Genomic DNA, 25,443 nt, shown 5'->3' with positions numbered 1-25,443 from the left:
GAATATTATGGAGAGTTTATGGTCAGAAATTGAATCCTATCTCAAATTTTGGACAGAAGAGAGTGAAGGCAGGCCGCATATCACATTTGCATATCCCTTTTCAATGGAGATGCCGAAGGAACAACAGATTCAGGAAATGAGGGTTATGTTGCAGCCAGTCAAAGAGGCATTTGACTCTAGCCTTCAAACGTCCACGACAGCATCTTCTGCTTCGGCAAACACCGTCGAAAAAACACAAGAAGAAAAGTTTTCCCTGCCTGCTTCCATGCCCAAAACTACGTTTCTGCCGAGTGAAGTAGTAGAACAGCATGAAAATCTGAAAATGCGTTATATCGTCGGTAAAAAGGCGGGGAGTGATCTGTTTACACGTTTTGGGAAACGTATCATTGCTCGAGGTGAAACGATTACCAAAGAGATAGTCGAAGAAGCGGATCGGGAAGGGAAACTGGTGGAATTGATTTTAAATATGGTTATTGATGAGCTGGATAAGACATGAGCTTTCCTCCAGATAAGATCAATCCTTCGTTCGATTTATATGAAAAATTGCTGTTGGAAGTACTGGAACGGCACATTCAACCAGAAAATGAATGGGAAATTGCAGCCATATTAGAGTCTTTTGGATGGACAGATAAAAGGGTTGAGCAAGAACTGGGCTTACATGATGTTTTTCAGCTTGCCCGTATTCTCTGGCCCATGACGCATCGCAATATTGCCACTGCAGCTAACAGCTATCGCCAGCGGACGTCTTATGTGAAACGCTGGATAAGTGTTATCAAGCGTTTTATACGAGGAACTTTTTTTGCCTTGCCTATGTTGATTGGCATTGCTTCCATGCTATTTTTTCGCTTTTCTCTGTGGTCTTATGAACAAGCGTCTGTCAAGACGGCAACCGCTATTGCAATAGGCACGGTACTGAGTTTCTTGACAGCAGGCGGCTTTATGCAGACAATTTCTCGTCGGGGCTTTTTCTATCTTCTTCAGGGTTACTATCGAATGGCAGGCATCATATCGCTGCGTATTGTTCGAGCTAGCCTGTTTTTTTCGTTAGCAGTCAGTGTTGCTTTAGCCCTGTTCAATGTACTGTTTCCCATACTTCCGTGGCACATGTTTGTCATTACAATTTCCTTTTACATGGCTTTAAACGCTATTTGGATGGCTGTAACCTCCCTGTATCTACTTCAACAAGAACTGGTTTTTTCCGGCCTGTTGATATTAGGGATAGGGTTTGTCTATATTGGGTTTCATTATTTTCGTCTAAATATATTAATTTCCCAGTTAATGGCCATTGTAGCTATTTCGATAATAGGGGCTCTACTTGTCACCTATTTTTTTCGTCGTTCCGTTGCTCGCGGGGAACGGGGGATTAATCCTTCTCTACCGAAGACGACGGTGACAGTCTATTCTGTAGCACCTTATTTTCTCTATGGATTTTTATATTATTTATTGCTATTTATGGATAGATTAATGGCTTGGACAGCAACGGGGCAATCGCTGCTTCCGCTGGCAATTTGGTTTCGGGGAGATTACGAAGTAGCTCTTGACTTTGCGCTCATTATGCTTGTTGTTCCGATGGGATTAATGGAAGTAAGTGTCTATCGTTTAATTGTCGAGGCAATTGAAAGTCAACAACAATATACTCTTTCGATGGCTGAAGAATTGAGCAACATCATCAGGCGCAAATATTTGCGCAGTCTGTTGCTCATGCTCGGAGTTTCGCTGATAAGCGCGTGTACAGATTATGTAGTCTTTCGCTTTGTGTTGGCTGAATATATTGTGCATTCATTGCATGAGCCCATCTTTACAGGCTATACCATAAAAGTATTTCTCCTTGCGCTGATTGGCTATACCTTGCTGTCAATCGCTTTAATGAATGCAATTTTAATGTTTTCTCTATCTCGGCCTGACGGTGTGATTCGTCCCTTGCTATGGTCCATTGCTTTAGACGCGCTAATCGGTTTTGTGCTCAGTCGCTGGTTTGGTTATCCTGACGCGGTCTTTGGATTGATGGCAGGGGCGCTGTTGTTTTCCACTTTAACGACGATAAATGTTTTTCGTATCCTGACGAACGTTGATTATCATCTCTATTTACTTTCCTAAATCCTGCCCTCCCAACAATTTCAGGCAAGTTCCATGGACCCTTGTCTATTTCGACTCAGTATGTCTTGAACATACGCTGTGGAGACATAGGAAGGTGTCTGCACATGTTGCTCGGAATGGTAGGTGTGAGTGCCTCTGTAGGTTTTTTGGGTGCTGGTTTAACCACGCTGGAGCAAGAGGATTTTGTGGCAGGTCATCCTCAAAAATCTAGATGGTTGGGATGGCGAAACAAGTTAGCCGTGATTTCGCTATGGTTTTGCCTTTTGGGAGGATCGACGGCTGAAAAAATCATTACAGAAGAAAATTTTTTCCATTTTACTTGGCTGGGTTCAGTCATACTCATAAGCATGGGTTTGTGGATTTTAATAGAGATTGATCGCAATTTCATACAAGACATCCATGATGAAAAGGTATCCGTTCTGATTCATGAAAAAATGATGCTGGCACTTGCCTTTTCACTCGAAAATCTATCCATTGGGCTCAGTCTTGGATTTTTGCATGAGTTTATCAGTTGGGCTGTGATAGCAGGCTTTTTATTAGCGTTATTTTTAGTCTTGGGCTCTAGGATGTTCCAATTGAGCAGAAAACCATCAGCAACTCATTCTGAACATTCCACAATATTTTTCAACAGGTGGATGAGAATAGCGATTTCCATTGCCGTTTCCTCGCTCTATTTGGGATTAGGCATCTACCATCTATTTTGAACCATCCAGGTTATGGGGCGTTCTGTCGTTTTTGAAAAAAGAAACGCAATCCCAATCCAATGGATAAAATGGCTGCCGTCATCAGGCTTTGCAAGGTTGTTTGCGAGGCATCATCAAGTGACAAAATCCATGCATGGATAACGGGTGTTTCCATGCATAGCGCTGCAGCTGCCCAGGCCATCATGCCAGCACCCAGAGGGAGTATCCACTGCTGTTTTTCCGCCTGTTGAGAAAGGAAATAGGCAACCAGAAAAAAGATAGGTAATGTGATAGCGGTTGTAAAAAGCAATCCTATGCGATTTCCTTTTGTCATCATGCCAAGCCATAAGATATTATCCAGATTTCCGATTGCCGTAAAACTGAAGATTTTTAGCGTTGTAGGAATCCTATACCATGGTCGGCGGGCAGAAATGCGGCTCAAGGACTGGATGCTCATCCAACTCAACAAGAGAATCGCCAAAAAGCGGAATACAACCGCCTGTAGCAAATAATCAATTTTGCTGACCATTGCAATTTGCCATAAACCAAGTAAAATTCCAGTTTGAATCAGAGCGTTGCGCCGTTCTTGCGGCATAAATCCGGTAGGTAATAGAATTCCAGCCAATAAGGCGTTGTCTATACTTGTGATGAGCGAGACCAAAAACAGCTGCAATGTGGAAGACATGTTTCACCTCAAAACCAAAAAAGTACCCCTACTGTCTGTGAATGAAAGAATAACAGTAGGGGCCATTAGCCAGTTCATTCCGGCAGTTCACGGTGAGCTCCATCACCGGATTCAATTGTCCAATACTTATGAATGAATGGAGCAGAACATGACAAACCTTGGACTTTCTGTTAAGACGAAATTCTTTTTGTAACCGGATCGGCAAAAAATCAGAGAATGCGCTATACATACCAACCAGTCGGTAGGTATAATATGTGCTAGCGATGTTCGTGCCGGCTGCTATACAAAATGTGACCGCGCACGTTTATACTAGTCATGAACGCACGGAGGAGGGGCGCCTATGTGGTATATCATTCAGGGAATTGTGTTTGTCCTCGTTTTTGGGACAGCGCTTTACCTGTTTGGCACAGCTGTCAGACAACGTTACTTGTATTTGAAATTGGCAGCGCCTGACCCTACACGTTTTGACAAACCGGGGCAAAGATTGAAAAGCTTCGTAGTCAATGTGTTGGGACAACGGAAGGTTTTAGCCGAACCGTCCGGGTTAGGACATTTTTTTATCTTTTGGGGCTTTCTATTTCTAGTATTTGGCGATCTCGATTTTATTGTTTATCACATCCTTCGTTTTCATCTGCCTTGGGCAACTTCTCCTGTCTATCTGTTTATTGAGGAGATGTTCTCTTGGTTTGTGCTGGTGGCCATCATTGTGGCGGCTATTCGCCGCTATGTGTTGCGTCCTATGCGCGTGGAGCAGACTTTCGAAGGCGGCTTTATTCTCTTTTTGATTGGGACAATTGTTGTCACTTACTTTATTGCCACAGGTGCGGATATGGCCTTGGCGGGAAGTTACGGTGGATGGTATTCGCCGGGTGTTTCGCTGATCGCGCGTTGGTTGGCGCCTCTTTCAAAGAGTGGGTTGCTGGCAATTAGCGAAATTTGTTTTTGGCTGCATATTCTTGCAATCTCCACATTTCTCTATTTTATTCCTCGTTCGAAACATATGCATATGATTGGCGCACTCTTTAACTGGTACTTCAAGAAGTACGAGCCTGCTGGCAAGCTTCGCAAGCTCGATTTGGAAGACGAGTCTATTGAGGAATTTGGTGTAGGACAAATACAGCAATTTACCTGGAAACAGTTATTAGACGGCTATGCCTGTACGGAGTGTGGGCGTTGTCACATCAATTGTCCAGCAACCTTGTCAGGAAAACCGCTCTCTCCTAAGCATCTGATTTTGAAGATGAAAGAGGCTATTGTTGCTGAAGGTCCTCAGTTATTGCAACAAAAAGCGGCTGGAGCAGAAACTCTCAGTACACATCCGGTTTTTGAAGGAGTATTTACTGACGAGGAAGTTTGGGCTTGCACAACTTGCCGTGCTTGTGAAGAAGCCTGTCCGGTAGCGAACGAACATGTTCAAGACATTATCGATCTGCGTAGGTATTTGGTGTTGACAGAAGGAAAAACATCGCCGGAAGTTACCAAGGTTTTTAGTAATTTAGAGAGACAGTCCAATGAATGGGGTATTAGTAAACGTGAACGTGCGGCTTGGGTTGGAGACTTGCCTGTCAAAACCATGGAGGAAGTGGAAGGGAAGGCCGAGTATCTGTTTTTTGTCGGTACAGCCGCCTCTTATGATCAGCGCAATCAGAAAATTGCCCAAGCGTTTGCGCGTATTCTTCTGGCGGCAGGCGTTGATTTTGCGATTCTCGGTACAGAGGAAGAAAGTGATGGCGATTCTGCACGCCGTTTAGGCAACGAGTTTTTATATCAGGAGTTTGTGCAGCGCAACATTGAAATTTTCCAAACATACGGCGTGAAAAAAATTATTACGACCGATCCGCACGCGTTTAATACTTTCAAAAACGAATACCCTGATTTTGGGTTTGAGGCGGAAGTCTATCATAGTACGCAATTTGCGGCAAAATTGATTCAAGAAGGAAAACTGAAGCCAACCCACCGGATCGAAAAGAGAATTACCTATCATGATTCCTGCTATTTGGGCCGATATAATGACATCTATGATGCGCCTCGTTTTATCCTGGAAGCTATTCCGGGGCTGGAGCTTGTAGAAATGGAGCGTAGTCGGAACAAGAGCATGTGCTGTGGCGCTGGCGGCGGTGGTATGTTTAAAGAAGAGGGCGGTGCTTCCCGTATCAATGTAATGCGGGCTAAACAGGCTCTGGATACTGGGGCTGAAGTGGTTGGCACAGCCTGTCCATATTGCATGACCATGCTGATTGATGGTACAAAAGCGAATGGGGCAGAGGAAAGATTGGAAACGTTTGATGTCATCGAACTGCTCGCACAGTCCATTGCTTGAGGAATAAGGTATGAGGGGCATAAAAGTGGGTTTATCCAAAACTCTCAGCTTCTCTGTTACGCATGGAGTATATTTTCATGGGAATTTTGAAATGAATAAGCAACTATCGGAGCTGTCCAACGATTCTTGGGCAGCTTCCCGATTGTCTGCAGAAGTTTGCAAATCATGTTGTGTCTATTTGAAAATGACCAGGCTTTCCCTTTGGTTCTTGTCGCTATCTCGGCTATCATAATGACAGAAAGTGAAAAGAGCGGGAATTTTGCTTGCTGAAAACCATCATCAGTCTAACAGGAGGCGGACGAGATGAGAAAATCGGTGATTGTCAGCGCGGCACGCACACCGTTTGGCAAATTTCAAGGTGCTTTGTCCAATATGAAAGCGGTTGAGTTAGGTGGTATAGCCATTCGCTCCGCACTTGAAAGAGCGAATCTACCGGCCGGTCAGGTGGGTTCGGTTATTATGGGAATGGTACTACAGGGCGGTGCTGGACAAATTCCTGCTCGACAGGCTGCGAGACTGGCTGGATTGCCGTGGGAAGTGCCAAGCTTAACCATTAATAAAGTTTGTGCGTCCGGTTTGCGAGCAGTCACGTTAGCAGACGCGCTGATTCGCGCGGGTGATATTGAGGTAGCTGTGGCGGGAGGAATGGAGAGTATGTCCAATGCTCCCTACGCGTTACCTGCGGCGCGAGGCGGCAACAAAATGGGCGATGTACCTATTGTCGATTTGATGGTTCATGATGGATTAACATGCGCTTTTCATCAAGTTCATATGGCGGTTCATGGCAGTGATGTGGCGGCAGAGCTGGGTATTACACGTGAAGAACAAGATCGGTTTGCCTTGTTGAGCCACGAGAAAGCAATAGCCGCAGCAAGAGAAGGAAGGTTGCGGGATGAGATAGTTCCCGTATCAGTGCCCACACGCAAAGGAGACTTGCTGGTGGAGGCTGACGAATGTCCGCGAAGTGATACGTCGCTTGAAAAACTGGCAGCTTTACCCCCGGTGTTTCAGGAAAATGGTTCGATCACGGCAGGAAACGCACCGGGAGTGAACGATGGAGCGGGAGCGCTTGTGCTCATGTCTGAAGAACGAGCCGCGTTACTAGGTCAAAAACCTCTGGCGTTCATCCATGGATATGCAGAAGCAGCACTTGAAGCAAAATATATTGCCCTGACTCCAGCGCTTGCGATATCTCGACTTTTGGATAAAACGGGTTATCGCCTAAAAGACATTGATTTATTTGAGGTCAACGAAGCGTTTGCTGCAGTTGCTTTAGCTACGGGCAACAAACTGGCTTGGGATACTGAAAAAGTCAATGTGAATGGCGGAGCCATCGCTTTTGGACATCCTATTGGAGCAAGTGGAGCGCGTATATTGATGACTTTAATCTATGAGCTGCGTCGTCGTGGCGGTGGTCTCGGCATAGCGGCAATTTGCAGTGGGGCGGCACAGGGGGATGCAGTATTGGTAGAAGTGCCGCGCAATTAAGCTTGCCTGAGTTACAAAGAAGATGTAAGAAAGTTCACGTTCATCATTTGAGACAATGGGGAGTGTTATCGACTAATGGCAGAGATACGTAAAGTGATGGTTATAGGTGCAGGTCAAATGGGGAGTGGTATTGCACAGGTAGCTGCAGAGGCGGGACTTCAAGTTGTTTTGAATGATATTCAAGACGAATTTATCCAACGTGGTTTGGCTGTCATACGTAAGAATTTGCAACGCGCAGTAGATAAAGGGCGCATGGGACAGGAAGAAATGGCTGCTGTGTTGGGACGGATTGAGACGAGTTGCCAGCTTGATGCAGGTTCTGACGCAGATATAGCGATTGAAGCAGCCACAGAAAATATGGATATCAAATTGGGGATATTTCGCAAATTGGATGAGTTGATGAAGGGTGACGCTATCTTAGCTTCCAATACATCCTCTTTGCCGATAACAGAGATTGCTGCTGTCACTCGTCGTCCTGAACAAGTCATTGGTATGCATTTTATGAATCCAGTACCTGTGATGAAATTGGTGGAAGTTATTTGCGGTTTAGCCACGAGTGATGCGGTTTATACAGCTGTGCATGAATTGGCAGAGAAAATGGGTAAAACGGCAGTGGAGGTCAACGATTTCCCGGGTTTTGTCTCCAACCGTGTTCTATTGCCTATGATTAACGAAGCGATTTACTGTGTCTATGAAGGAGTGGCTACACCGGAAGCGATAGACGAAGTGATGAAACTTGGCATGAATCATCCGATGGGACCGCTTACCTTAGCTGATTTTATAGGACTTGACACGTGTTTGGCGATTATGGAAGTGCTCTATGAAGGTTTTCGTGATTCCAAATATCGCCCTTGTCCCTTGTTGCGCAAGTATGTGAGAGCAGGGTGGCTTGGGAAAAAATCAGGTCGTGGTTTTTACGTGTATAACGATTAAAGCTCTTGTAAGCAGTGAAAATATATAATTGACAAGTGAGGGAAATGTGAATGTCTGAAGAGTACGTAAAGCTTGTGATTGAAGGTACGACAGCAAAATTAATCTTGCAGCGTCCGAAGCAGTTGAATGCTCTCAATCAAGAAGTTATCCGTCAATTGGACGCTCATTTAACTCAATTGGAGAAACAAAAAGATGTGCGTTCCATCATTCTTTGTGGAGAAGGCAGAGCTTTTGCGGCTGGCGCAGATATTGCCGAGATGGTTGATATAGATAGCCTCCAAGCTGCTGAATTTTCACGTCTTGGTCAAAAGGTGTTTGCCAAACTTGAGGCACTTCCTCAACCTACCATTGCGCTCATTCAAGGTTACGCTTTAGGTGGTGGACTGGAGGTGGCCCTGGCTTGCGATATTCGTATTGCGGCAGAAGGTGCTAAATTGGGGCAGCCGGAAGTGAGTATTGGTGTATTGCCTGGATTTGGTGGAAGTCAACGGTTACCACGAATCATAGGTCAGGGACGAGCCTTGCATATGCTTTTGACAGGTGAGCCAATTGATGCTCAAACGGCAATGGCTTATGGACTCGTTACGGCTGTGGTCAAAGAAGAAGAATTGATGGAAGAGGGCATTAAGCTTGCCAACAAGTTTGCCAAGTTGCCTGCTAAAGCTCTCCATTTTATCAAGAGAGCGGTTTATGAAGGGGCAGAGACGGATCTCGAACGAGGTACCGCTCAGGAAGCAGCCTTTTTTGCTCTTGCTTTCTCAACAAATGATCGCAAAGAGGGTATGCAGGCTTTTCTCGAACGCCGTAAACCGGAATTTCGTGGAGAATAAATTGGTTATGCATCTTTAAAATAAATCATGAAATTCGGGAAGATACGAAGAAACCTGGATAAAGGTGTCGATGGGTCATGAATTTCGAATTCACATCTGAACAACAAGAAATTCGTAAAATGGTGCGCGATTTTGCCCGAGAGGTCATTCTGCCCAAAGCGGCCGAGATTGACGAAAAAGACGAATTTCCAAGAGAAATCATACGACAGATGGGCAATCTCGGAATGATGGGTCTGCCTATTCCAGAAGAATGGGGTGGGGTAGGCGCTGATTTTGTCTCTTATATTTTGGCTATTGAAGAGATTTCTTACGCGTGTGCAGCTATTGGCGTCATACTCGCTGTTCATACTTCAGTGGGTACATTTCCGATTCTATACTTTGGCACAGAAGAACAAAAACAAAAGTATATTCCCAAATTGGCACAGGGGGAATGGATTGGCGCCTTTGCCCTGACGGAACCTGGAGCCGGATCGGACGCATCTTCCATTCGTACACGTGCCGTGCGTGATGGGGATTCGTATGTGCTGAATGGCAGCAAAATGTTTATTACCAATGGCGGCGAGGCGGATGTCTACTGTGTTTTTGCGGTGACCAGGCCAGAAAAAGGAAGTCGTGGTATCACAGCATTTTTGGTAGAGAAAGATACTCCGGGTTTTCGCATAGGCCGCAAAGAGCGGAAAATGGGGTTACATGGCTCTTCTACTGTAGAATTGCTATTTGAGGATGCTCGTGTACCTGTCGCCAATCGTCTGGGAGAAGAAGGCGCAGGCTTTAGTATTGCCATGCGCTTGCTCGATACAGGTCGAATTGGGATTGCCGCCCAAGCTCAGGGCATAGCACGGGCAGCGTTTGATGCAGCGAATCAGTACGTCCGCGGTCGCAAGCAGTTTAACCAGTCGCTTTTTGACTTTCAAGTCGTACAGTTTATGTTGGCAGATATGGCGACCAAAATTGAGGCATCGCATTGGCTGATTTACAATGCGGCCAATCGTAAAATGCGCAATTTGCCATGTGCGAAAGAGGCCTCCATGGCAAAAGTATTCGCTTCAGACGCCGCCATGCAAATCACGACGGATGCAGTCCAATTGTTTGGAGGGTACGGATATATAGCGGACTATCATGTTGAGCGGCTGATGCGCGATGCCAAAGTCACACAGATTTATGAAGGAACGAACCAAATTCAACGCATTGTCATAGCCCGTCATATTTAAATTAAGAGAATCCAGCGTAAAGGTTTCTTCATCGGGTTCTAAAGCCTTCTGCCCGACATGTGTTTGCACAAGATAACAGAGAGGATGAAAGATACTTATGAAATTTACTTTGGACAAGGAACATGAACAGCTTCGCCAGTTAGTTCGTGAATTTGCTGAGAATGAGGTTAAGCCAGGGGTGGCAGAACGGGACGAAAAGGAGTATTTTGACCGAACAATCTTTGATAAGATGGCTCAGTTGGGAATTACAGGAATTCCTTGGCCGGAAGAATACGGCGGCGCAGGCATGGATTATCTCGGCTACGTGATTGCTGTAGAAGAATTATCACGTGTGGATGCATCTGCAGGGGTTGTGCTTTCAGCACACACATCATTGGCCGGTTATCCGATATATCGGTTTGGGTCAGAAGAGCAGAAACAGAAATATTTAAAACCTATGGCGTTAGGTGAAAAGCTCGGGGCGTATGGTCTGACGGAACCGGGAAGCGGATCGGACGCTGGTGGAATGCGTACTACGGCGGTTCGCGATGGGGATAGCTATATCTTGAATGGCAACAAAGTATTTATCACAAACGGTGACGCTGCGGAGACTTACGTTGTCTTTGCTTCGACCGATCGCGCTCAAAAAACACGTGGTGTGACTGCCTTTATTGTCGAAAAGGGGACACCTGGATTTCGCATTGGCAAACATGAGAAGAAGATGGGTATTCGCGGTTCAACAACGGTCGAGCTGATCTTTGAAGATTGTCGCGTCCCGCTGGCCAATCGTCTTGGTGAAGAAGGATTTGGCTTTAAAATCGCCATGATGACACTGGATGGTGGGAGAAACGGAATTGCTGCGCAAGCGGTTGGCATTGCCCAAGGAGCGTTTGAAGCAGCGCGCGACTATGCGCAATCCCGTGAGCAGTTTGGCGCTCCAATTGCCAATTTGCAGGCGATTCAGTTTAAGCTAGCAGATATGGCCACCAAAACTGAAGCAGCGCGTTTGCTAACCTATCAAGCAGCATGGCTGGAATCAGAAGGGTTGCCCTATGGACAGGCGTCTGCAATGAGTAAAGTGTTTGCTTCCGATGTAGCCATGGAAGTGACCACAGAGGCTGTGCAAATTTTTGGTGGTTATGGATTTATTCGTGAATATCCAGTAGAACGCATGATGCGGGATGCTAAAATTACTCAGATTTATGAAGGTACAAACGAAATTCAACGATTGGTTATTGCTCGTCATGTTTTAAACAGTCAGCACTGACAGATGTTGTTATCCATCGTCACCCTTAGAAAGGAGAATGAGCGTGCATCCCCTCGTGGAAAAACTTTGTCAGGGCGACATCCGCGCAGCAGCTCGCGCACTGACTGTGGTCGAGTCTGATGATGAAAATCGTCGGCAGTTGCTGGAAAGTCTCTATCCCATGACGGGACGCGCTCATATTATTGGGTTTACAGGTCCGCCGGGAGCAGGAAAAAGCACTCTCGTAGATGCTATGATAGGATTTTTGCGCCAACGTTCATTGAAAGTCGGTGTGTTGGCGGTTGATCCGTCTAGTCCATTCAGTGGCGGGGCGTTGCTCGGCGATCGTATTCGCATGATCCGACATAGCGAAGATTCAGGTGTATTTATTCGCAGTGTAGGCACACGCGGAGATTTAGGTGGACTGTCTGCAGCTACGGGCGATATGGTTCATGTTCTGGATGCCTTTGGCTGTGACGTGATTTTTTTAGAGACCGTGGGAGTAGGTCAATCAGAATTGGACGTGTTAACTCGCGCTGATTCTGTTGTGTTGGTCTTGACACCTGGCACGGGTGACCATATTCAGGCGGCTAAAGCAGGAATTATGGAAATTGCCGATATCTTTGTGGTCAACAAAGACGATTTGCCGGGAAGCGACACTTTGATTCGAGAAATTCAATGGATGTTGCATGAGAAAAGGCAATTTCGTGAAAATTGGCAGCCTCCTGTACTGCGTACTCGAGCAGTTGCCGAGCAAGGAATCGAAGAGCTTTGGCAGACGCTCGTTGGTCATCGCCAACATTTAGCTTCTAGCGGTTTTGGCGAAAAGCGTCGTTGTCGACGGTTGGAAGTGGACGTAGAACGCTTGTTACAGCTCAAATTTCGCAACTATTTACAGTATCAGGTGTTTTCTTCGCAAAAGTGGAGAGAATTGTTGCAATCGAATGTTCGCGATCCTTACCAAGCTGCAGAGATGATTCAAGAGCATTTTCCTAGATTGGCTCTGTAAACCTATTGGCGATTATGTTATAATCCACACATTTGAAGTGTAGATGGAGACGGGCAGCCCGCGCTGGTCAAATGGCGCGGCTTTGCCCTTTGCCCTTGAGGAGGGAACGAGCGTTGGCGACGCTGCTGAGCAAGGGGAAAGAGGAAATCCAGCAAATGCCGCTCGTGGAGTTGGCATACGAAATTCTCAAAGAGCGCAAGGAACCTCTGTATTTCCGTGAAATCATGCGTCAAATTCAAGAATTGCGCGGTATGACGGATGAAGAAGTCAATGAGGTCATTGCGCGTCTTTACACAGAAATCAATATTGATGGTCGCTTTACTTGCATCGGCCAAAATATTTGGGGTCTGATTCGTTGGTATCCTGTGGATAAAGTTGGCGGTAGCAGCGGCAACAAGAAATTTGTTCGTCGCAGCGGCGATGCCTTTAGCGATGAAGACGAAGAAGATGTTTACGAAGATGAGGAAGAAGTACTTGAAGAAGTTGAAGAAGATGGCGATTTGTTTGACACTGTCGTAGAAGATGGTGAGGATGAAGTTTTGCCGGATGATGATCTCGATGATACAGAAGAAGTTGAGGATGAAGTAGAAGAGCCATTTGAAGAAGAACCTCTTCTCGAAGACGATGAAGACGAAGAGGATGAGGAAGACTGATTCTTCATGTTGCCTAACGAGATCGCCCTAAACGAAAGGCATATTCGTTAGAATGCGCGGCAAACAAGGTGCGTTCTGGTGGAGCAAAGAACCAGGACGCACACTTTTTGGTGTCAGGTGCTCATGTGTAAACAGGATGGACAATCTTTGGGAGGATATAGCATGGAAACGAAATTTATCTTTGTTACAGGCGGCGTGGTTTCTGGCCTGGGCAAAGGAATAACAGCAGCATCGCTGGGTAGATTGCTGAAAAATCGAGGTTTGTCCGTAACTATACAAAAATTTGACCCCTATATTAATGTTGACCCTGGTACCATGTCTCCCTATCAACATGGAGAAGTATTCGTCACCGAAGATGGGGCAGAAACCGATCTTGACCTGGGACATTATGAACGATTTATTGATATCAACTTGACTCATGCCAATAACGTAACAAGCGGAAAAATTTACTGGTCTGTAATCACCAAAGAGCGTCGGGGTGATTACTTGGGTGGCACGGTGCAAGTGATTCCGCATGTTACGAATGAGATAAAAGAACGTATTATGAAAGCTGCTACACCGGGAACGGATATTGTTATCACCGAAATTGGCGGAACTGTGGGGGATATTGAATCGCTCCCATTTCTAGAAGCGATTAGGGAAATGAAGAGAGAAGTTGGAAGACAAAATACCCTATACCTGCATGTCACGCTAATCCCCTATTTGCGAATGGCCAGTGAAGTGAAGACGAAGCCAACTCAGCACAGTGTTGCAGAACTGCGTTCCATTGGCATCACGCCAAACGTCATTGTCTGCCGAACAGAAGTGCCGTTGTCACTCGATGTTAAAAAGAAAATCGCTCTATTCTGCGATACGGATGAAGAATCGGTCATTGAAAATCGCGATGCGGAAAATCTTTATGAAGTTCCCTTACTGATGCAGCAAGAGGGCCTTGACAGCATTGTTCTTCGTCACTTTGAGATTGAAGCTCCTGAACCCGACATGAGTGAATGGCAACAGATGGTGGAAAAAATCTCTAATCTTCATCGACTTGTGAAAATTGCTGTGGTAGGAAAATATGTAGCTTTACCTGACGCATATGCGAGTGTACAGGCAGCACTTCAGCATGGTGGATACGCTCATGACGCCCAGGTGCAGGTGGTCTGGGTTCAATCTGAAGATGTGACGGAAGAGAATGTTGAGCAACTGCTGGGTGACGTAGACGGTATATTGGTACCAGGAGGATTTGGCGACCGCGGTATCGAAGGAAAAATTGTCGCAGCTCAATTTGCGCGTGAACGGAATATACCTTATTTCGGGATATGCTTGGGTATGCAGATAGCTGTAATTGAGTTTGCGCGTCATGCAGCCGGACTGGAAGCTGCGCACAGCAGCGAAATTCAACCCTCTACACCTTATCCTGTCATTGATTTGCTTCCGGAGCAGAAAGAAGTTGAGGAGAAGGGCGGAACCATGCGCCTAGGCGCCTATCCTTGCAAATTGGTTGCTGATACGCATTCCTACCGCGCGTATGGTGGGGAATGGGCCAGTGAACGGCATCGTCATCGCTACGAATTTAACAACGCCTACCGCGAGATATTGGAAAAGGCGGGACTGGTCGTGGCAGGAACATCTCCGGACGGACGATTAGTCGAAATTATCGAGATACCGAGTCATCGTTGGTTTGTAGGAGTTCAATTTCATCCAGAATTTACATCGCGGCCCAACCGTGCCCAACCGCTATTCCGTGATTTTATAGGAGCAGCGTTGGCGTACGGGGAGGAGCGCTGAGGAGAGGGTCCTCTTTGTCACATAAAGTATTGGTAGTGGACGATCAATTTGGGATTCGCGTATTGCTCCAAGAGGTTTTGGAACGAGAGGGATATCAGACATTTTTGGCTCACAATGGGACTACGGCACTGGATATTGTTGAGGAAGAGAATCCTGACTTGGTACTTCTTGATATGAAAATACCGGGAATGGACGGCTTGGAAATCCTACGTAACTTGCGTAAACGAGATCGACAAACAAAGGTCATTATGATGACAGCTTACGGAGAACTTGATTTGATTCAAGAAGCGATGGAAATGGGAGCATTGTCACATTTCACCAAACCGTTTGACATTGATGAATTGCGGCATGCAGTAAACGCCCAATTGCGGGGGTGACTCACTTGGAAGAGAATACCTGGGAAAGTGTCATTCGCTTGCGAATGGGCGAGCACGATGCCCATTATGGGGGCCGACTTGTTGATGGTGCACGGATGTTGGCGCTCTTTGGGGATGTGGCTACTGAACTTTTAATACGCCATGATGGGGACGAAGGGTTGTTTGTCGCATACGATTGCGTGGAGTTTCGGGCGCCTGTTTATGCGGGTGATTATATTGAGGCGCGCGGTCGTATTACAAAAGTAGGCAAGACCTCCCGTAAGATGGAGTTTACGGCGCTAAAAGTGATTGAAGCAAATATCGATTCACTTTGTCCGTCGGCAGCGCGGCCGCTTTCACCGCCGCAAATCGTGACTTACGCTACAGGAACTTGTGTCGTGCCGCTTGACAAGCAAAGAAATCGTTCCTGATGGCGGCGCCAAGGCAATGCGGGGTAAAGTAGTCACACCAGCATCACCCCGCTATTCTAGCGACGCTCTTTCTCCTTTATGTGAAGAAAACATAGAGGAGAGGGCGTTTTTTTATCCATGGATTGAAGTCGAATGGTAGGAGGGTTTTGGTTGCAACCATTAATCATTACGGCAGCTATGGTTGGAGCGGAAGTTACGCGGGAAGATCAACCTCATTTACCGATTACTGCTGAGGAAATTGCCACAGCGGCCGCCGCGTGTCGGGATGCTGGAGCGAGTATTGTGCATTTACATGTTCGCAATGAAGACGGAACGCCTACGCAGAGTAGAGAGAAATTTGCTGAAGCCATAGAAGCGATTCGAGCCAAGACTGATGTGATTATTCAAGTTTCTACCGGTGGCGCTGTAGGTATGACAGCTGATGAACGTTTACAGCCGGTTTCACTTCGGCCAGAAATGGCAACACTGACCTGTGGAACGGTTAATTTTGGGCAGCAAGTGTTTATGAATGCTCCAGCAGATCTGATTCGTTTTGCTCAAGAATTGCAGATGTACAATGTACGCCCAGAATTTGAAATTTTTGATGCTGGAATGATTCAAAATGCTATGCAGCTAGCGAAAGCGGGCTTAGTTACGCCTCCTTTTCATTTTGATTTTGTGCTGGGTGTACCGGGTGCTCTACCTGCAGGTGCCAAAAACCTCCTGTTCTTGACTGAATTGTTGCCGGCAGGAGCGAGTTGGAGCGTAGCAGGTATGGGACGCCATCAATTGTCATTGGGGGCGTTAGCCATAGTTCTTGGTGGACATGTACGAGTTGGTTTTGAAGATAACATTTATTATCGCAAAGGCGAGTTGGCGGAGAGCAATGCACAATTGGTAGAGCGTATGGCGCGCATTGCTGCGGAGTTGGAGCGTCCCTTGGCAACGCCAGACGAGGCGAGGCAAATACTTGGTATTGCCATACGTTAATCTCTGATGAATGGATGGCTATTTTTTACCATCGGTGAAAGCTTGATTGCCTGCGGTAGGAGGGCGAATTCGTGGAATTTTGGCTTGATTCAGTCAACGAGTGGGAAGTGAGGACAGCCGCGTCGTGGGGTGTTCTTTCCGCGCTCTCGCTCAATCCTGTCAAACTTCAGCAAATGGGTATGCGGGCGACTGACCTATGGCAATCGTTGTCTGGACAATTCGTTGGGAAATGGGTTGTTTCTACCACTCATCTGGATGCAGAAAGTATTTTGGAAGAGATGTTACCGCTGAGTGAACAAATTCCACAATTATTGGTCAAGCTCCCTATGTCGTTAGAAGGACTTAAAGCTGTTGAGCGTTTTTGCCAGCTGGGTGTGGAAACAGAAGTTACGCTGGTTTACAGTGAAGCACAAGCGTTGCTTGCTGCCCGAGCTGGTGCGACCTATGTCTCAGTATTGCTCGGTCGTATGGAGGATATAGGAATGGACGGGGTTCGTTTGTTAGGCAGTATTACAGAACTTTTCCAGAAACAACAACTTCATGCACGCGTATTGGCCAGCAGTGTTCGGCATCCACGCCACGTTATCCATGCTGTGGCGGCAGGTGCTAAGGCTGTTCTCTGTTCTTTTGAAGTACTGCAAAAAATGGCTTATCACCCTTTGACAGAGGGAGAAATAGAAAGATTTTTGATAGAGTGGAGTACAGTCAGTAAAATATGATGGAGGTTGATAATGTGAGTGATAGTTACTTGCAAAATTTATTTGCAGATCGAATAGGTGGCAAAAATTTTGGGAAAGACACGGTGATTTACAAGTTTGAGCGCATCAAGAGAGCGAAGGCGGCAGCTCTGGAGGCGCATCCGGAGCGAGCGATGATTGACATGGGTGTAGGTGAACCGGATGAACCAGCGCATCGTGAAATTATACAGGCGCTTTATGAGGCGGCGCAAAATCCGGCGAACCGCTTTTATGCTGACAACGGAATTGAACAATATAAAGAGGCAGCTGCAGACTATTTGCAACGTGTGTACGGTGTGACCGGATTGAATCCCCACACTCAAATCAACCACAGTATCGGTTCGAAGCCTGCGCTTGCAATGCTTCCTATGGCGTTTATCAATCCTGGCGATGTGGTACTGCAAACAGTTCCTGGTTATCCAGTCATGGCGACAATTGCGACATGGCTTGGCGGAGGAAGTTACAATATGCCGATTGGCCCGGAAAATGATTTTTTGCCCAATCTGGAAAGTGTGCCACTCGACGTTAGAAAAAAAGCAAAAATGCTCTATTTAAACTATCCAAACAATCCTACCGGAGCTGTTGCGTCCAGAGAATTTTTTGAACGAGTCGTATCGTTTGCGCGTGAAAATGAATTGGTGGTCGTGCACGACAATGCCTACGGTGCGCTTACGTTTGACGGGCAACAACCGCTCTCATTTTTGAGTGTTCCGGGTGCAATTGATGTGGGCGTAGAAGTGCACTCCATGTCCAAAGCATTTAACATGACAGGTTGGCGCCTCGGTTTTGTGGCCGGCAACGAACAAATTGTCAAAGCTTTTGCTACTGTGAAAGATAACCAGGATTCCGGACAATTTCGCGCCATTCAGGTAGCATCTGCTCAAGCGTTGAAACATCCAGAATGGACAGAAGCTACAGCGGCGAAATACTCACGTCGACATGATAAATTGGTCAAAGTTTTACAGTCACTTGGATTTCCCGCCAAGAAGCCGAAAGGTTCATTTTTCTTGTACGTTCAGGCACCAAAAGGGTTAGAAGACGGAAGAACGTTTGAAAATGCAGCTGCTTTTTCAGAATTTCTCATTAAGGAATACTCTATTTCCACAGTTCCATGGGACGATCACGGTCACTTTGTGAGATTTTCTGTTACTTACGAAGCAGCAGATGAAGCAACAGAGGATGCGGTGATGGAAGAGCTTTTTCGTCGTATGTCCTCTGCTCGCTTTATTTTCTAAATGAGAGAAAGACTGAATGTTTTCTGATTTGCTATGTATGGGAAATCATTACAAAAGAAAAAATGGGTAGAATAACATTGTTTTCTTGCATTATCAACCGTATACTGACGCTATGAAAAATGACAAACATCTTTCAACCAATCGTCCCAGTGTAACGGCAGCCGTGATGGTTGCAACTTTTTTGACTGCGATGGACAGTACAGTAGTAAGTACGGCTATGCCCACTATTATCAGTGATTTGGGCGGTATTCGTCTCATCAGTTGGGTATTTGCAGTCTATCTACTGACTTCCGCAGTGACAACACCCATTTGGGGTAAACTGTCTGATTTGTGGGGCCGCAAATGGATGTTTACCATTGGCACGTTGCTCTTTATGGTTGGGTCTATGCTCTCTGGTGCTTCGCACACCATGACCCAACTCATTATTTTTCGAGCGTTCCAAGGCATAGGCGCAGGCGCGGTACTGCCTATCACTCTCACGATTGTCGGAGATCTTTATCCATACGAACAGCGGGCCAAAATGCAAGGACTTTTTAGTGCAATATGGGGGATTGCTGGAGTCCTGGGACCGCTTGTGGGAGGTTTTTTTGTCGACGTTTTGAGTTGGCGATGGATTTTTTATATCAATCTTCCAATAGGCGTCATTTCCATTGTTCTGCTCATTTTGTTTTTGCATGAACCGTTTGAACGTAAAAAGCGAAAGATTGATTTTCTTGGTGCTGTGGTTTTCAGTATGGCAATTACGGCATTTCTTTACGCATTATTGGCAGGGGGGCAAACCTTTGCTTGGTCGTCAATGGTCATTGTGGGTCTGTTTATTTTTTCAGCGATATGGCTGGCGCTTTTTGTATTCCTGGAATGGCGCAGCAGTGAACCTATGGTTCCTCTCAAACTGTTTAGCCATCGCACGATTCTAGTCTCGAATATTGCTAGTTTTTTTATTAGCGCTGTCTTGATTGGGTTGACTACTTATCTGCCATTTTGGATACAAGGCTTACTTGGTCACAGTGCAACCAACGCCGGTTTGACATTGACACCGATGTCGATTGGCTGGCCCATTGGCGCGACATTAGGTGGAAGATTGCTTATCTCTCTTGGTCCTAAAAAAACTTCTGGCATTGGCGTACTGGCACTTTTGGCAGGAGGTATTTGGCTGGCAACAGCTTCACTTGCAACTCCGCAATGGGTTTTGATTGCGATTATGCTGATCATGGGGTTTGGTTTTGGATTTGCTACCACTGCTTATACCGTAGTTGTACAGTCTTCTGTAGGTTGGTCCATGCGCGGATCAGCCACAGCTTCAAATCAATTTGTTCGAACGTTGGGTCAGACTGTTGGCATTGCAGTGTTTGGTTCCTGGTTTAATCAAAAAATTCTATTATATACAAAGTTGCATCCGACACTCGGAGGAAAGTATGCCAATAGCGCCCTGAACGCTTTGCTCAATCCGGCTACAGCAGTGCGGCTTCCCAGTCATATAGCAGACTTCTTTCGTCACGCGCTGGTGTATGGTTTGCACTCGGTCTATCTGATCATGCTGTGGGTTGTCATATTGAGTTTAATCGCTACTGTATGGGTGCCCAATCGTCGACCGGAAATTATGGCGGAAGAATAAATATATACAATTCGCCGACAATAAATTTTGAAAATATAAATCAAACTAAAAAGAAATTTATTTTATGGATTTCTTTTCGAATATTCCTTTTGACACGACCCAGGGGAAGTCACTATACTATAGGTACGTGTGATGCAGTGACGGTGAAACTGCTCCCTCTACAATATTCTGCTCTCTGGGTCATTTTCTTTTTCTGATTGCCTTCCTTCCATGTATGGCTCCAAAAATTAATGAAAATACATTTTGGCATTGCGGCTGTTTTTTAAAGGTGCGTATGCTGTTTCCATTGCTTCTTTCCAACATTGGAAACGTAAACAGTGCGTCGTGCGTATGAAGAGGTGCATGAATTCTATGGAGAGAGAACTCGCGCTGGAGATTGTTCGGGTTACAGAAATGGCTGCGCTTGAATGCGCGCGATGGATGGGGCGCGGTCGGAAAAATGAGGCAGATGCGGCAGCTACCAATGCTATGCGTGCCATGTTTGATACTATTCAGATGGATGGAACAGTTGTGATTGGTGAAGGCGAAATGGATGAAGCTCCTATGCTTTACATTGGTGAACGTCTGGGTACGGGCACACCGCCGGAATTAGATGTAGCGGTCGATCCGTTGGAAGGTACCAATATTGTCGCTAAAGGACAATGGAACGCTATGGCTGTGGTTGCTGTAGCTCCAAAAGGAACTCTTTTACACGCTCCTGATATGTACATGGACAAAATTGCAGTTGGACCCAGAGCTAGAGGAAAAGTGCATTTGGATGCTTCGGTCAAAGAGAATTTGAACGCCGTCGCAAAAGCAACCAATAAAGATATTTCTGATGTAGTCGTAGTAATTATGGATCGTCCTCGACACGAAAAATTGATAGAAGAAGTGCGAGATGCAGGCGCAAGAATCAAGCTTATCCAGGATGGAGACGTAGCAGCTGCACTCAATACAGCTTTTGAAGGTACAGGTGTGGATATGTTACTTGGAATGGGTGGTGCACCTGAAGGTGTTTTAGCTGCTGCGGCCCTGAAATGTCTGGGTGGAGATTTTATGGGACGTCTGATGCCGGAAAATGAGGAGCAGGAAGAACGCTGTCATAAAATGGGTGTCCACGATGTTCGGAAGACTTTGATGTTAGATGATTTAGTCAGTGGAGATGACGCGATTTTTGCCGCTTCCGGAGTGACGGATGGTGAGTTGTTGCGGGGTGTACGATTTTTAACACGAGATCGGGCAAGTACTCATTCGGTTGTCATGCGGGCGCGTACAGGCACTGTAAGGTTTATTGATGCTGTGCACGATTTAAGCAGAAAGCCGATTTTCCCTACCATTCATCATTGAATAAAGAATTCATTTCTTTGCGGAAGTAAGAATAGCATCAGATAACCAAGCTTTCAACCATTGTGAAAGTAAATGAGATTTGAAGCAAGGAAGAATGAATGAAACAAGCTATATTGGATGGATAAGGGGTTACCCCCTTGAAAGAATGTGAGGGAATGGCTTGGATATAAGAGAACTGGAAGAAAAGAAACTTACTGAACTGTATAAGTTTGCTAAGGAGTTTCAAATTCCTTATTATGGAAATATGAAAAAAAGAGAATTAATTTTTGCGATTCTCAAAGCGCAAGCGGAAAAAGATGGACTGATGTTTGCTGAAGGCGTACTTGAAATAATGCAGGATGGTTATGGTTTCTTAAGGCCTATTGGTTATTTGCCTTCTTCAGAAGACATATACGTAGCAGCGTCACAAATTCGGCGTTTTGACCTGCGCACAGGAGATTTGGTTTCAGGTAAAGTGCGTGCCCCCAAAGAGAGTGAACGTTATTTTGGATTACTTCACGTGGAGGCTGTCAATGGCTTCAGTCCTGAGCAAGCTGCTGAAAGACTTCATTTTGCTGCGCTGACGCCCCTTTTCCCCAAAACTCGGATACAATTGGAAACTACTCCTGACCATATTGCAACGAGAGTCATTGACTTGTTTGCTCCTGTTGGATTCGGCCAACGCGGTCTAATTGTTGCACCTCCCAAAGCTGGTAAAACACTGCTTCTTAAAGAAATTGCCCATAGCATCTCTACAAATTATCCAAATGCACATTTGTTTGTCTTGCTCATTGATGAACGGCCTGAAGAAGTTACCGATATGCAGCGTTCCGTGAAAGGTGAAGTCGTAGCATCTACGTTTGACGAGGTTCCGGAAAATCATATTAAAGTAGCAGAATTGGTTCTTGAAAGAGCTATTCGATTGGTCGAGCATAAACAGGATGTTGTCATTTTGCTGGACAGTATTACTCGCTTGGCACGAGCTTACAATCTTGTCGTACCTCCCAGTGGTCGAACATTATCTGGTGGAATAGATCCAGCAGCCTTCCATCGGCCCAAACGTTTTTTTGGCGCAGCCCGAAATGTGGAAGAAGGAGGAAGTTTGACTATTCTTGCCACAGCTTTGGTGGAAACGGGATCGCGTATGGACGATGTCATTTATGAAGAATTTAAAGGCACAGGAAATTTGGAACTCCATCTGGACAGGAAATTAGCAGAAAAACGTGTGTTTCCTGCCTTTGACATTCGTCGCTCCGGAACTCGTCGTGAAGAAATGCTCATACCGAAAACTGAGCTTGAAAAAGTATGGGCTATTCGTAAGTCTATGGGAGATAATCAAGATTTCACAGAAATGTTCTTGCGTAAATTCAGGCATTATAAGACGAATGATGACTTTTTGGATTCCCTATCGTTACAACGGGAAAAGAGAGCACCTGCAGTGAAGAACAATGACCAAGAACAGCCGCAATCTCAATCTGGTGGGCAAACCTCCCATTCAACGCCAGCCACTTCTACTGTTGCACCTGTGAGTTCTTAAGATTTGGATGCTGTATTTTCATCAATCATTTGGGTAGGATGAATATATGAGTTTATAATGATGGAATGAAGAAGTAGGTTATTTTGTGAATAACCAGAAAACAGTTGACATTAGTTGCGCATTTACGCGAAACAAGATTGGCTAAGAACTGTGAGGCACAGAAAATCATGTCTACGAGATTACCCAAGCTTCTCTATGCAAATAGTCATGGAGAAGTGATGGAGCATCCAGAGTTTCTTGCTGTTGGACGTACAGCGGATTGGATAACGACAATTGAATCGGAAGAATGGATTCCCTTGCCGGAAGGTGCGGAGTTATCCTGGCTACCCGGCACTTATGCGGTTGGACGTCATCCAAAGACGGACGAGATGTTGCGTCTACCGAACGATGTCTTTGCGGTAGGGGCACTTTTGCCACAAGGTTATACTCGGTTACTGCTACCTGGCTATAGCAAAAGAAAAAATGAACAAGTTACTCTCCCTCTTTTTGGTTATACAGCAGTAGGGTGGATGGATGGACAGTTCTATGTAGCTGCCCATCCAACAGATGATCCAACTGAATGGAATCCTGCGACTATAAATGAAATAGAATTGCATCAACTGGTTGAAGATACTCTTGCACAATATCCGGAAAATCGATTGTTTCAGCATTTGTCTCACTGTGCCCTCGAATATGGATGTATGACAGCGCGCAATACATTTTTATCCAAATCCGAGGGAGCCGTACCTGCTTCCATGGTTTGCAATGCCGCATGTGTAGGGTGTATTTCTGAGCAACCGGATGACTCTCCATTTCCGGCTCCGCAAACGCGTTTACAATTTCGTCCTACAGCCGAAGAAATGGCTCAGGTTATGCTTGTTCATATTCAGAAAAATCCAGATGCAATTGTTTCTTTTGGACAGGGCTGTGAAGGAGAACCTTCTACGCGATTCATGGATATCGCAAATGCTATTCGCAAGCTGAGACAAAAAACAAACAATGGATATATCAATATAAATACAAATGCTGGTTTCGTAAGAGGAATACAGAAAATTGTCGATGCCGGCCTCGACTTAATGCGAGTTTCTATCATTAGTGCAATTCCGGAACATTATCAGGCCTATTATTTGCCGCGAAATTACAGTTTGGATGATGTTGCCACGTCGTTGTGTTATGCATCTGAACAGGGTGTCTATACATCTATTAACTATCTGGTATTTCCAGGCATCTCTGACCGCGAAGAAGAAGTGGAAGCGATGATTCAGTTTTTGCGACGTACAAAAGTTAAACTAGTACAAATGCGCAACTTAAACATCGATCCAGATTATTATTTGCAACGCATTCCTGAACCAGGGGGGGATGGCTGGGTATGCTTGGTATGATGGAAGCATTGCGGTCAGAGTGCCCTGGTCTGGAGATAGGCTCTTTTACACACCGCCCACCTCAACGGCGAATATTGCAACACTAAAATTGTAAAATTTCTGCTTAAAAACGACTAAGGTTTCTCAGTAAATAAATTTCAATTTTCAAATCAAGGTGCCACTGCTGACTCGCTCATGAAAGCCTGCCTTGGGTGGAATGATAACTTCATCATAATAGGGTGGCTTTCCAGCGTAGTTGGGTTGACTTGTCACCTTTGTGACTTCGTCATAATAAGGCGGTTTGGTGGCGTAATTAGGTTGCATGGCGTGTGCCAAAAGTGGTCCTCCAAATGAAAGAAATCCTAATGTAGCGCCAGCGATGGTCCAGAGTGTTTTGTGTTTCATGGTATCATTCTCTCCTTTGATAAAGTGTGGTCGATAGTAGGTGGTTCGACCTGAGATAAGCGTAAAAAAGATGAAGCTTTCTAACAATTATTAGGAGTGAAAAATGATTTCTCTTTGTATGATTTCTTGAAATATTTTAATGCTTGTGTGTAACGAAGTATCAGCGCTTATGCAAGGTTTATTCGTTCTTTGATCCTTTGAAATATCCATCTGTACCGTTTGGTAAGTATGTCATTTTTTCAAACCTTGAAATGACGTGACAGAAGGCAGACAACGTGATATACTACTCCACAGTGCTATTTTGCGGAATGTGAAAGAGGTGAAACGCATGAAAGCAGAAGGACATCCAGTTTATCATAAAGCTGTTGTAACGTGTGCCTGTGGTGAAACATTTGAAACAGGTTCTGTGAAGGAAAATCTTCGAGTTGAAATCTGTTCCAAATGCCATCCTTTCTTTACCGGTAAGCAAAAGCTGGTAGATGCCGGCGGTCGTGTAGATCGCTTTAATAAAAAATACGGAATGAAGAACGCTCAATAGTTTGCCTTTTGAAAAGGGCCAGTTACGCCTGCTAACCGCAGGGTCGCTTTTTTATGCGTTTATTTTGCATA

Annotated in this window: 24 protein-coding genes and 1 riboswitch; of the genes, 22 read left to right on the top strand and 2 right to left on the bottom strand. The window is 45.5% G+C overall.

The window, feature by feature from the left end; translation table 11 throughout:
* The first annotated feature begins 7 nt into the window (after positions 1 to 7).
* The 3 genes from FY534_RS13320 to FY534_RS13310 all read left to right on the top strand — a co-directional run bounded on the left by FY534_RS13320 (position 8) and on the right by FY534_RS13310 (position 2,801).
* A complete protein-coding gene (locus tag FY534_RS13320; protein ID WP_203114838.1) occupies positions 8 to 496 on the top strand; it encodes a hypothetical protein in 489 nt (162 codons plus the stop codon).
* Complete coding sequence (locus FY534_RS13315; RefSeq protein ID WP_203114837.1) at positions 493 to 2,097, top strand: hypothetical protein; 1,605 nt, start codon at positions 493 to 495, stop codon at positions 2,095 to 2,097. Before FY534_RS13320 ends, FY534_RS13315 begins: the two co-directional genes overlap by 4 nt.
* Positions 2,098 to 2,201: 104 nt before the next feature.
* Positions 2,202 to 2,801, top strand: a complete 600-nt coding sequence (locus tag FY534_RS13310; RefSeq protein ID WP_203114836.1) for an MntP/YtaF family protein — start codon at positions 2,202 to 2,204, stop codon at positions 2,799 to 2,801.
* Positions 2,802 to 2,811: 10 nt separating this feature from the next.
* On the opposite strand, the gene FY534_RS13305 is transcribed toward FY534_RS13310, so the two are convergent.
* Positions 2,812 to 3,465 carry a hypothetical protein gene (locus FY534_RS13305; protein ID WP_203114835.1) on the bottom strand — a complete coding sequence of 218 codons (654 nt, stop codon included), beginning with the start codon at positions 3,463 to 3,465 and terminating at the stop codon, positions 2,812 to 2,814.
* A gap of 49 nt (positions 3,466 to 3,514) precedes the next feature.
* Positions 3,515 to 3,581: riboswitch (Fluoride riboswitch) on the bottom strand.
* Between the two features lie 224 nt (positions 3,582 to 3,805).
* Here FY534_RS13305 and FY534_RS13300 point away from each other — a divergent pair.
* From FY534_RS13300 to FY534_RS13215, 18 genes are all read left to right on the top strand, one after another.
* A complete protein-coding gene (locus FY534_RS13300; protein ID WP_072874947.1) occupies positions 3,806 to 5,785 on the top strand; it encodes a heterodisulfide reductase-related iron-sulfur binding cluster in 1,980 nt (659 codons plus the stop codon).
* A 303-nt stretch (positions 5,786 to 6,088) separates the two neighbouring features.
* Complete coding sequence (locus FY534_RS13295) at positions 6,089 to 7,273, top strand: acetyl-CoA C-acetyltransferase (RefSeq protein WP_203114834.1); 1,185 nt, start codon at positions 6,089 to 6,091, stop codon at positions 7,271 to 7,273.
* A gap of 75 nt (positions 7,274 to 7,348) precedes the next feature.
* Positions 7,349 to 8,206, top strand: coding sequence for a 3-hydroxybutyryl-CoA dehydrogenase (locus FY534_RS13290; protein ID WP_203114833.1), 858 nt, complete (start codon positions 7,349 to 7,351; stop codon positions 8,204 to 8,206).
* Positions 8,207 to 8,256: 50 nt separating this feature from the next.
* The gene (locus tag FY534_RS13285) at positions 8,257 to 9,036 is read left to right on the top strand and encodes an enoyl-CoA hydratase/isomerase family protein (protein ID WP_203114832.1); all 780 of its coding nucleotides are present in this window, start codon (positions 8,257 to 8,259) and stop codon (positions 9,034 to 9,036) included.
* 77 nt (positions 9,037 to 9,113) lie between these two features.
* Positions 9,114 to 10,247: an acyl-CoA dehydrogenase gene (locus FY534_RS13280; protein WP_203114831.1), complete on the top strand. Its 1,134-nt coding sequence runs from the start codon at positions 9,114 to 9,116 to the stop codon at positions 10,245 to 10,247.
* Positions 10,248 to 10,344: 97 nt separating this feature from the next.
* A complete protein-coding gene (locus FY534_RS13275; RefSeq protein WP_203114830.1) occupies positions 10,345 to 11,493 on the top strand; it encodes an acyl-CoA dehydrogenase in 1,149 nt (382 codons plus the stop codon).
* A 43-nt stretch (positions 11,494 to 11,536) separates the two neighbouring features.
* A complete protein-coding gene (gene meaB, locus FY534_RS13270) occupies positions 11,537 to 12,481 on the top strand; it encodes a methylmalonyl Co-A mutase-associated GTPase MeaB (RefSeq protein WP_203115647.1) in 945 nt (314 codons plus the stop codon).
* 113 nt (positions 12,482 to 12,594) lie between these two features.
* Positions 12,595 to 13,134 (top strand): DNA-directed RNA polymerase subunit delta, encoded by a 540-nt coding sequence (gene rpoE, locus FY534_RS13265; RefSeq protein ID WP_072874940.1) that lies wholly within the window; start codon positions 12,595 to 12,597, stop codon positions 13,132 to 13,134.
* A 162-nt stretch (positions 13,135 to 13,296) separates the two neighbouring features.
* Complete coding sequence (locus tag FY534_RS13260; protein ID WP_203114829.1) at positions 13,297 to 14,904, top strand: CTP synthase; 1,608 nt, start codon at positions 13,297 to 13,299, stop codon at positions 14,902 to 14,904.
* A gap of 14 nt (positions 14,905 to 14,918) precedes the next feature.
* Complete coding sequence (locus FY534_RS13255) at positions 14,919 to 15,281, top strand: response regulator (RefSeq protein ID WP_072874938.1); 363 nt, start codon at positions 14,919 to 14,921, stop codon at positions 15,279 to 15,281.
* A 5-nt stretch (positions 15,282 to 15,286) separates the two neighbouring features.
* Positions 15,287 to 15,691, top strand: a complete 405-nt coding sequence (locus FY534_RS13250) for a 3-aminobutyryl-CoA ammonia lyase (RefSeq protein ID WP_238413580.1) — start codon at positions 15,287 to 15,289, stop codon at positions 15,689 to 15,691.
* 150 nt (positions 15,692 to 15,841) lie between these two features.
* Positions 15,842 to 16,660, top strand: a complete 819-nt coding sequence (locus tag FY534_RS13245) for a 3-keto-5-aminohexanoate cleavage enzyme (RefSeq protein ID WP_203114828.1) — start codon at positions 15,842 to 15,844, stop codon at positions 16,658 to 16,660.
* A gap of 71 nt (positions 16,661 to 16,731) precedes the next feature.
* The gene (locus tag FY534_RS13240) at positions 16,732 to 17,379 is read left to right on the top strand and encodes a transaldolase family protein (RefSeq protein ID WP_072874936.1); all 648 of its coding nucleotides are present in this window, start codon (positions 16,732 to 16,734) and stop codon (positions 17,377 to 17,379) included.
* Positions 17,379 to 18,632, top strand: a complete 1,254-nt coding sequence (locus FY534_RS13235) for an LL-diaminopimelate aminotransferase (RefSeq protein WP_203114827.1) — start codon at positions 17,379 to 17,381, stop codon at positions 18,630 to 18,632. The genes FY534_RS13240 and FY534_RS13235 overlap by 1 nt, the downstream gene beginning before the upstream one ends.
* 85 nt (positions 18,633 to 18,717) lie before the next feature.
* Positions 18,718 to 20,247, top strand: a complete 1,530-nt coding sequence (locus FY534_RS13230) for an MDR family MFS transporter (protein WP_238413579.1) — start codon at positions 18,718 to 18,720, stop codon at positions 20,245 to 20,247.
* 351 nt (positions 20,248 to 20,598) lie between these two features.
* Positions 20,599 to 21,573 carry a class II fructose-bisphosphatase gene (gene glpX / locus FY534_RS13225; RefSeq protein WP_203115645.1) on the top strand — a complete coding sequence of 325 codons (975 nt, stop codon included), beginning with the start codon at positions 20,599 to 20,601 and terminating at the stop codon, positions 21,571 to 21,573.
* Positions 21,574 to 21,733: 160 nt separating this feature from the next.
* The gene (rho, locus tag FY534_RS13220) at positions 21,734 to 23,089 is read left to right on the top strand and encodes a transcription termination factor Rho (RefSeq protein WP_072874934.1); all 1,356 of its coding nucleotides are present in this window, start codon (positions 21,734 to 21,736) and stop codon (positions 23,087 to 23,089) included.
* A 167-nt stretch (positions 23,090 to 23,256) separates the two neighbouring features.
* Positions 23,257 to 24,450: a radical SAM family protein gene (locus tag FY534_RS13215; RefSeq protein WP_370541537.1), complete on the top strand. Its 1,194-nt coding sequence runs from the start codon at positions 23,257 to 23,259 to the stop codon at positions 24,448 to 24,450.
* A gap of 144 nt (positions 24,451 to 24,594) precedes the next feature.
* On the opposite strand, the gene FY534_RS13210 is transcribed toward FY534_RS13215, so the two are convergent.
* Positions 24,595 to 24,834, bottom strand: a complete 240-nt coding sequence (locus FY534_RS13210) for a hypothetical protein (protein ID WP_072874932.1) — start codon at positions 24,832 to 24,834, stop codon at positions 24,595 to 24,597.
* A gap of 328 nt (positions 24,835 to 25,162) precedes the next feature.
* Here FY534_RS13210 and rpmE point away from each other — a divergent pair, with 328 nt between their 5' ends.
* Positions 25,163 to 25,372, top strand: coding sequence for a 50S ribosomal protein L31 (gene rpmE / locus FY534_RS13205; protein ID WP_072874422.1), 210 nt, complete (start codon positions 25,163 to 25,165; stop codon positions 25,370 to 25,372).
* The last annotated feature ends 71 nt before the right edge of the window (positions 25,373 to 25,443 follow it).

This window comes from Alicyclobacillus sp. TC (assembly GCF_016804365.1).
In the GTDB taxonomy this organism is placed as follows: Bacteria; Bacillota; Bacilli; order Alicyclobacillales; family Alicyclobacillaceae; genus Alicyclobacillus_I; species Alicyclobacillus_I tolerans.
The sequence above is the reverse complement of the archived record's forward strand: the minus strand, read 5'-3'. Positions and strand labels throughout refer to the sequence as shown.

Coding starts and splice junctions, on each gene's coding strand:
- FY534_RS13320 (WP_203114838.1), top strand. CDS start 8: ATGGAGAGTTTATGGTCAGAAATTGAATCCTATCTCAAATTTTGGACA.
- FY534_RS13315 (WP_203114837.1), top strand. CDS start 493: ATGAGCTTTCCTCCAGATAAGATCAATCCTTCGTTCGATTTATATGAA.
- FY534_RS13310 (WP_203114836.1), top strand. CDS start 2,202: ATGTTGCTCGGAATGGTAGGTGTGAGTGCCTCTGTAGGTTTTTTGGGT.
- FY534_RS13305 (WP_203114835.1), bottom strand. CDS start 3,465: ATGTCTTCCACATTGCAGCTGTTTTTGGTCTCGCTCATCACAAGTATA.
- FY534_RS13300 (WP_072874947.1), top strand. CDS start 3,806: ATGTGGTATATCATTCAGGGAATTGTGTTTGTCCTCGTTTTTGGGACA.
- FY534_RS13295 (WP_203114834.1), top strand. CDS start 6,089: ATGAGAAAATCGGTGATTGTCAGCGCGGCACGCACACCGTTTGGCAAA.
- FY534_RS13290 (WP_203114833.1), top strand. CDS start 7,349: ATGGCAGAGATACGTAAAGTGATGGTTATAGGTGCAGGTCAAATGGGG.
- FY534_RS13285 (WP_203114832.1), top strand. CDS start 8,257: ATGTCTGAAGAGTACGTAAAGCTTGTGATTGAAGGTACGACAGCAAAA.
- FY534_RS13280 (WP_203114831.1), top strand. CDS start 9,114: ATGAATTTCGAATTCACATCTGAACAACAAGAAATTCGTAAAATGGTG.
- FY534_RS13275 (WP_203114830.1), top strand. CDS start 10,345: ATGAAATTTACTTTGGACAAGGAACATGAACAGCTTCGCCAGTTAGTT.
- FY534_RS13260 (WP_203114829.1), top strand. CDS start 13,297: ATGGAAACGAAATTTATCTTTGTTACAGGCGGCGTGGTTTCTGGCCTG.
- FY534_RS13235 (WP_203114827.1), top strand. CDS start 17,379: ATGGAGGTTGATAATGTGAGTGATAGTTACTTGCAAAATTTATTTGCA.
- glpX (WP_203115645.1), top strand. CDS start 20,599: ATGGAGAGAGAACTCGCGCTGGAGATTGTTCGGGTTACAGAAATGGCT.
- FY534_RS13215 (WP_370541537.1), top strand. CDS start 23,257: ATGTCTACGAGATTACCCAAGCTTCTCTATGCAAATAGTCATGGAGAA.
- FY534_RS13210 (WP_072874932.1), bottom strand. CDS start 24,834: ATGAAACACAAAACACTCTGGACCATCGCTGGCGCTACATTAGGATTT.
- rpmE (WP_072874422.1), top strand. CDS start 25,163: ATGAAAGCAGAAGGACATCCAGTTTATCATAAAGCTGTTGTAACGTGT.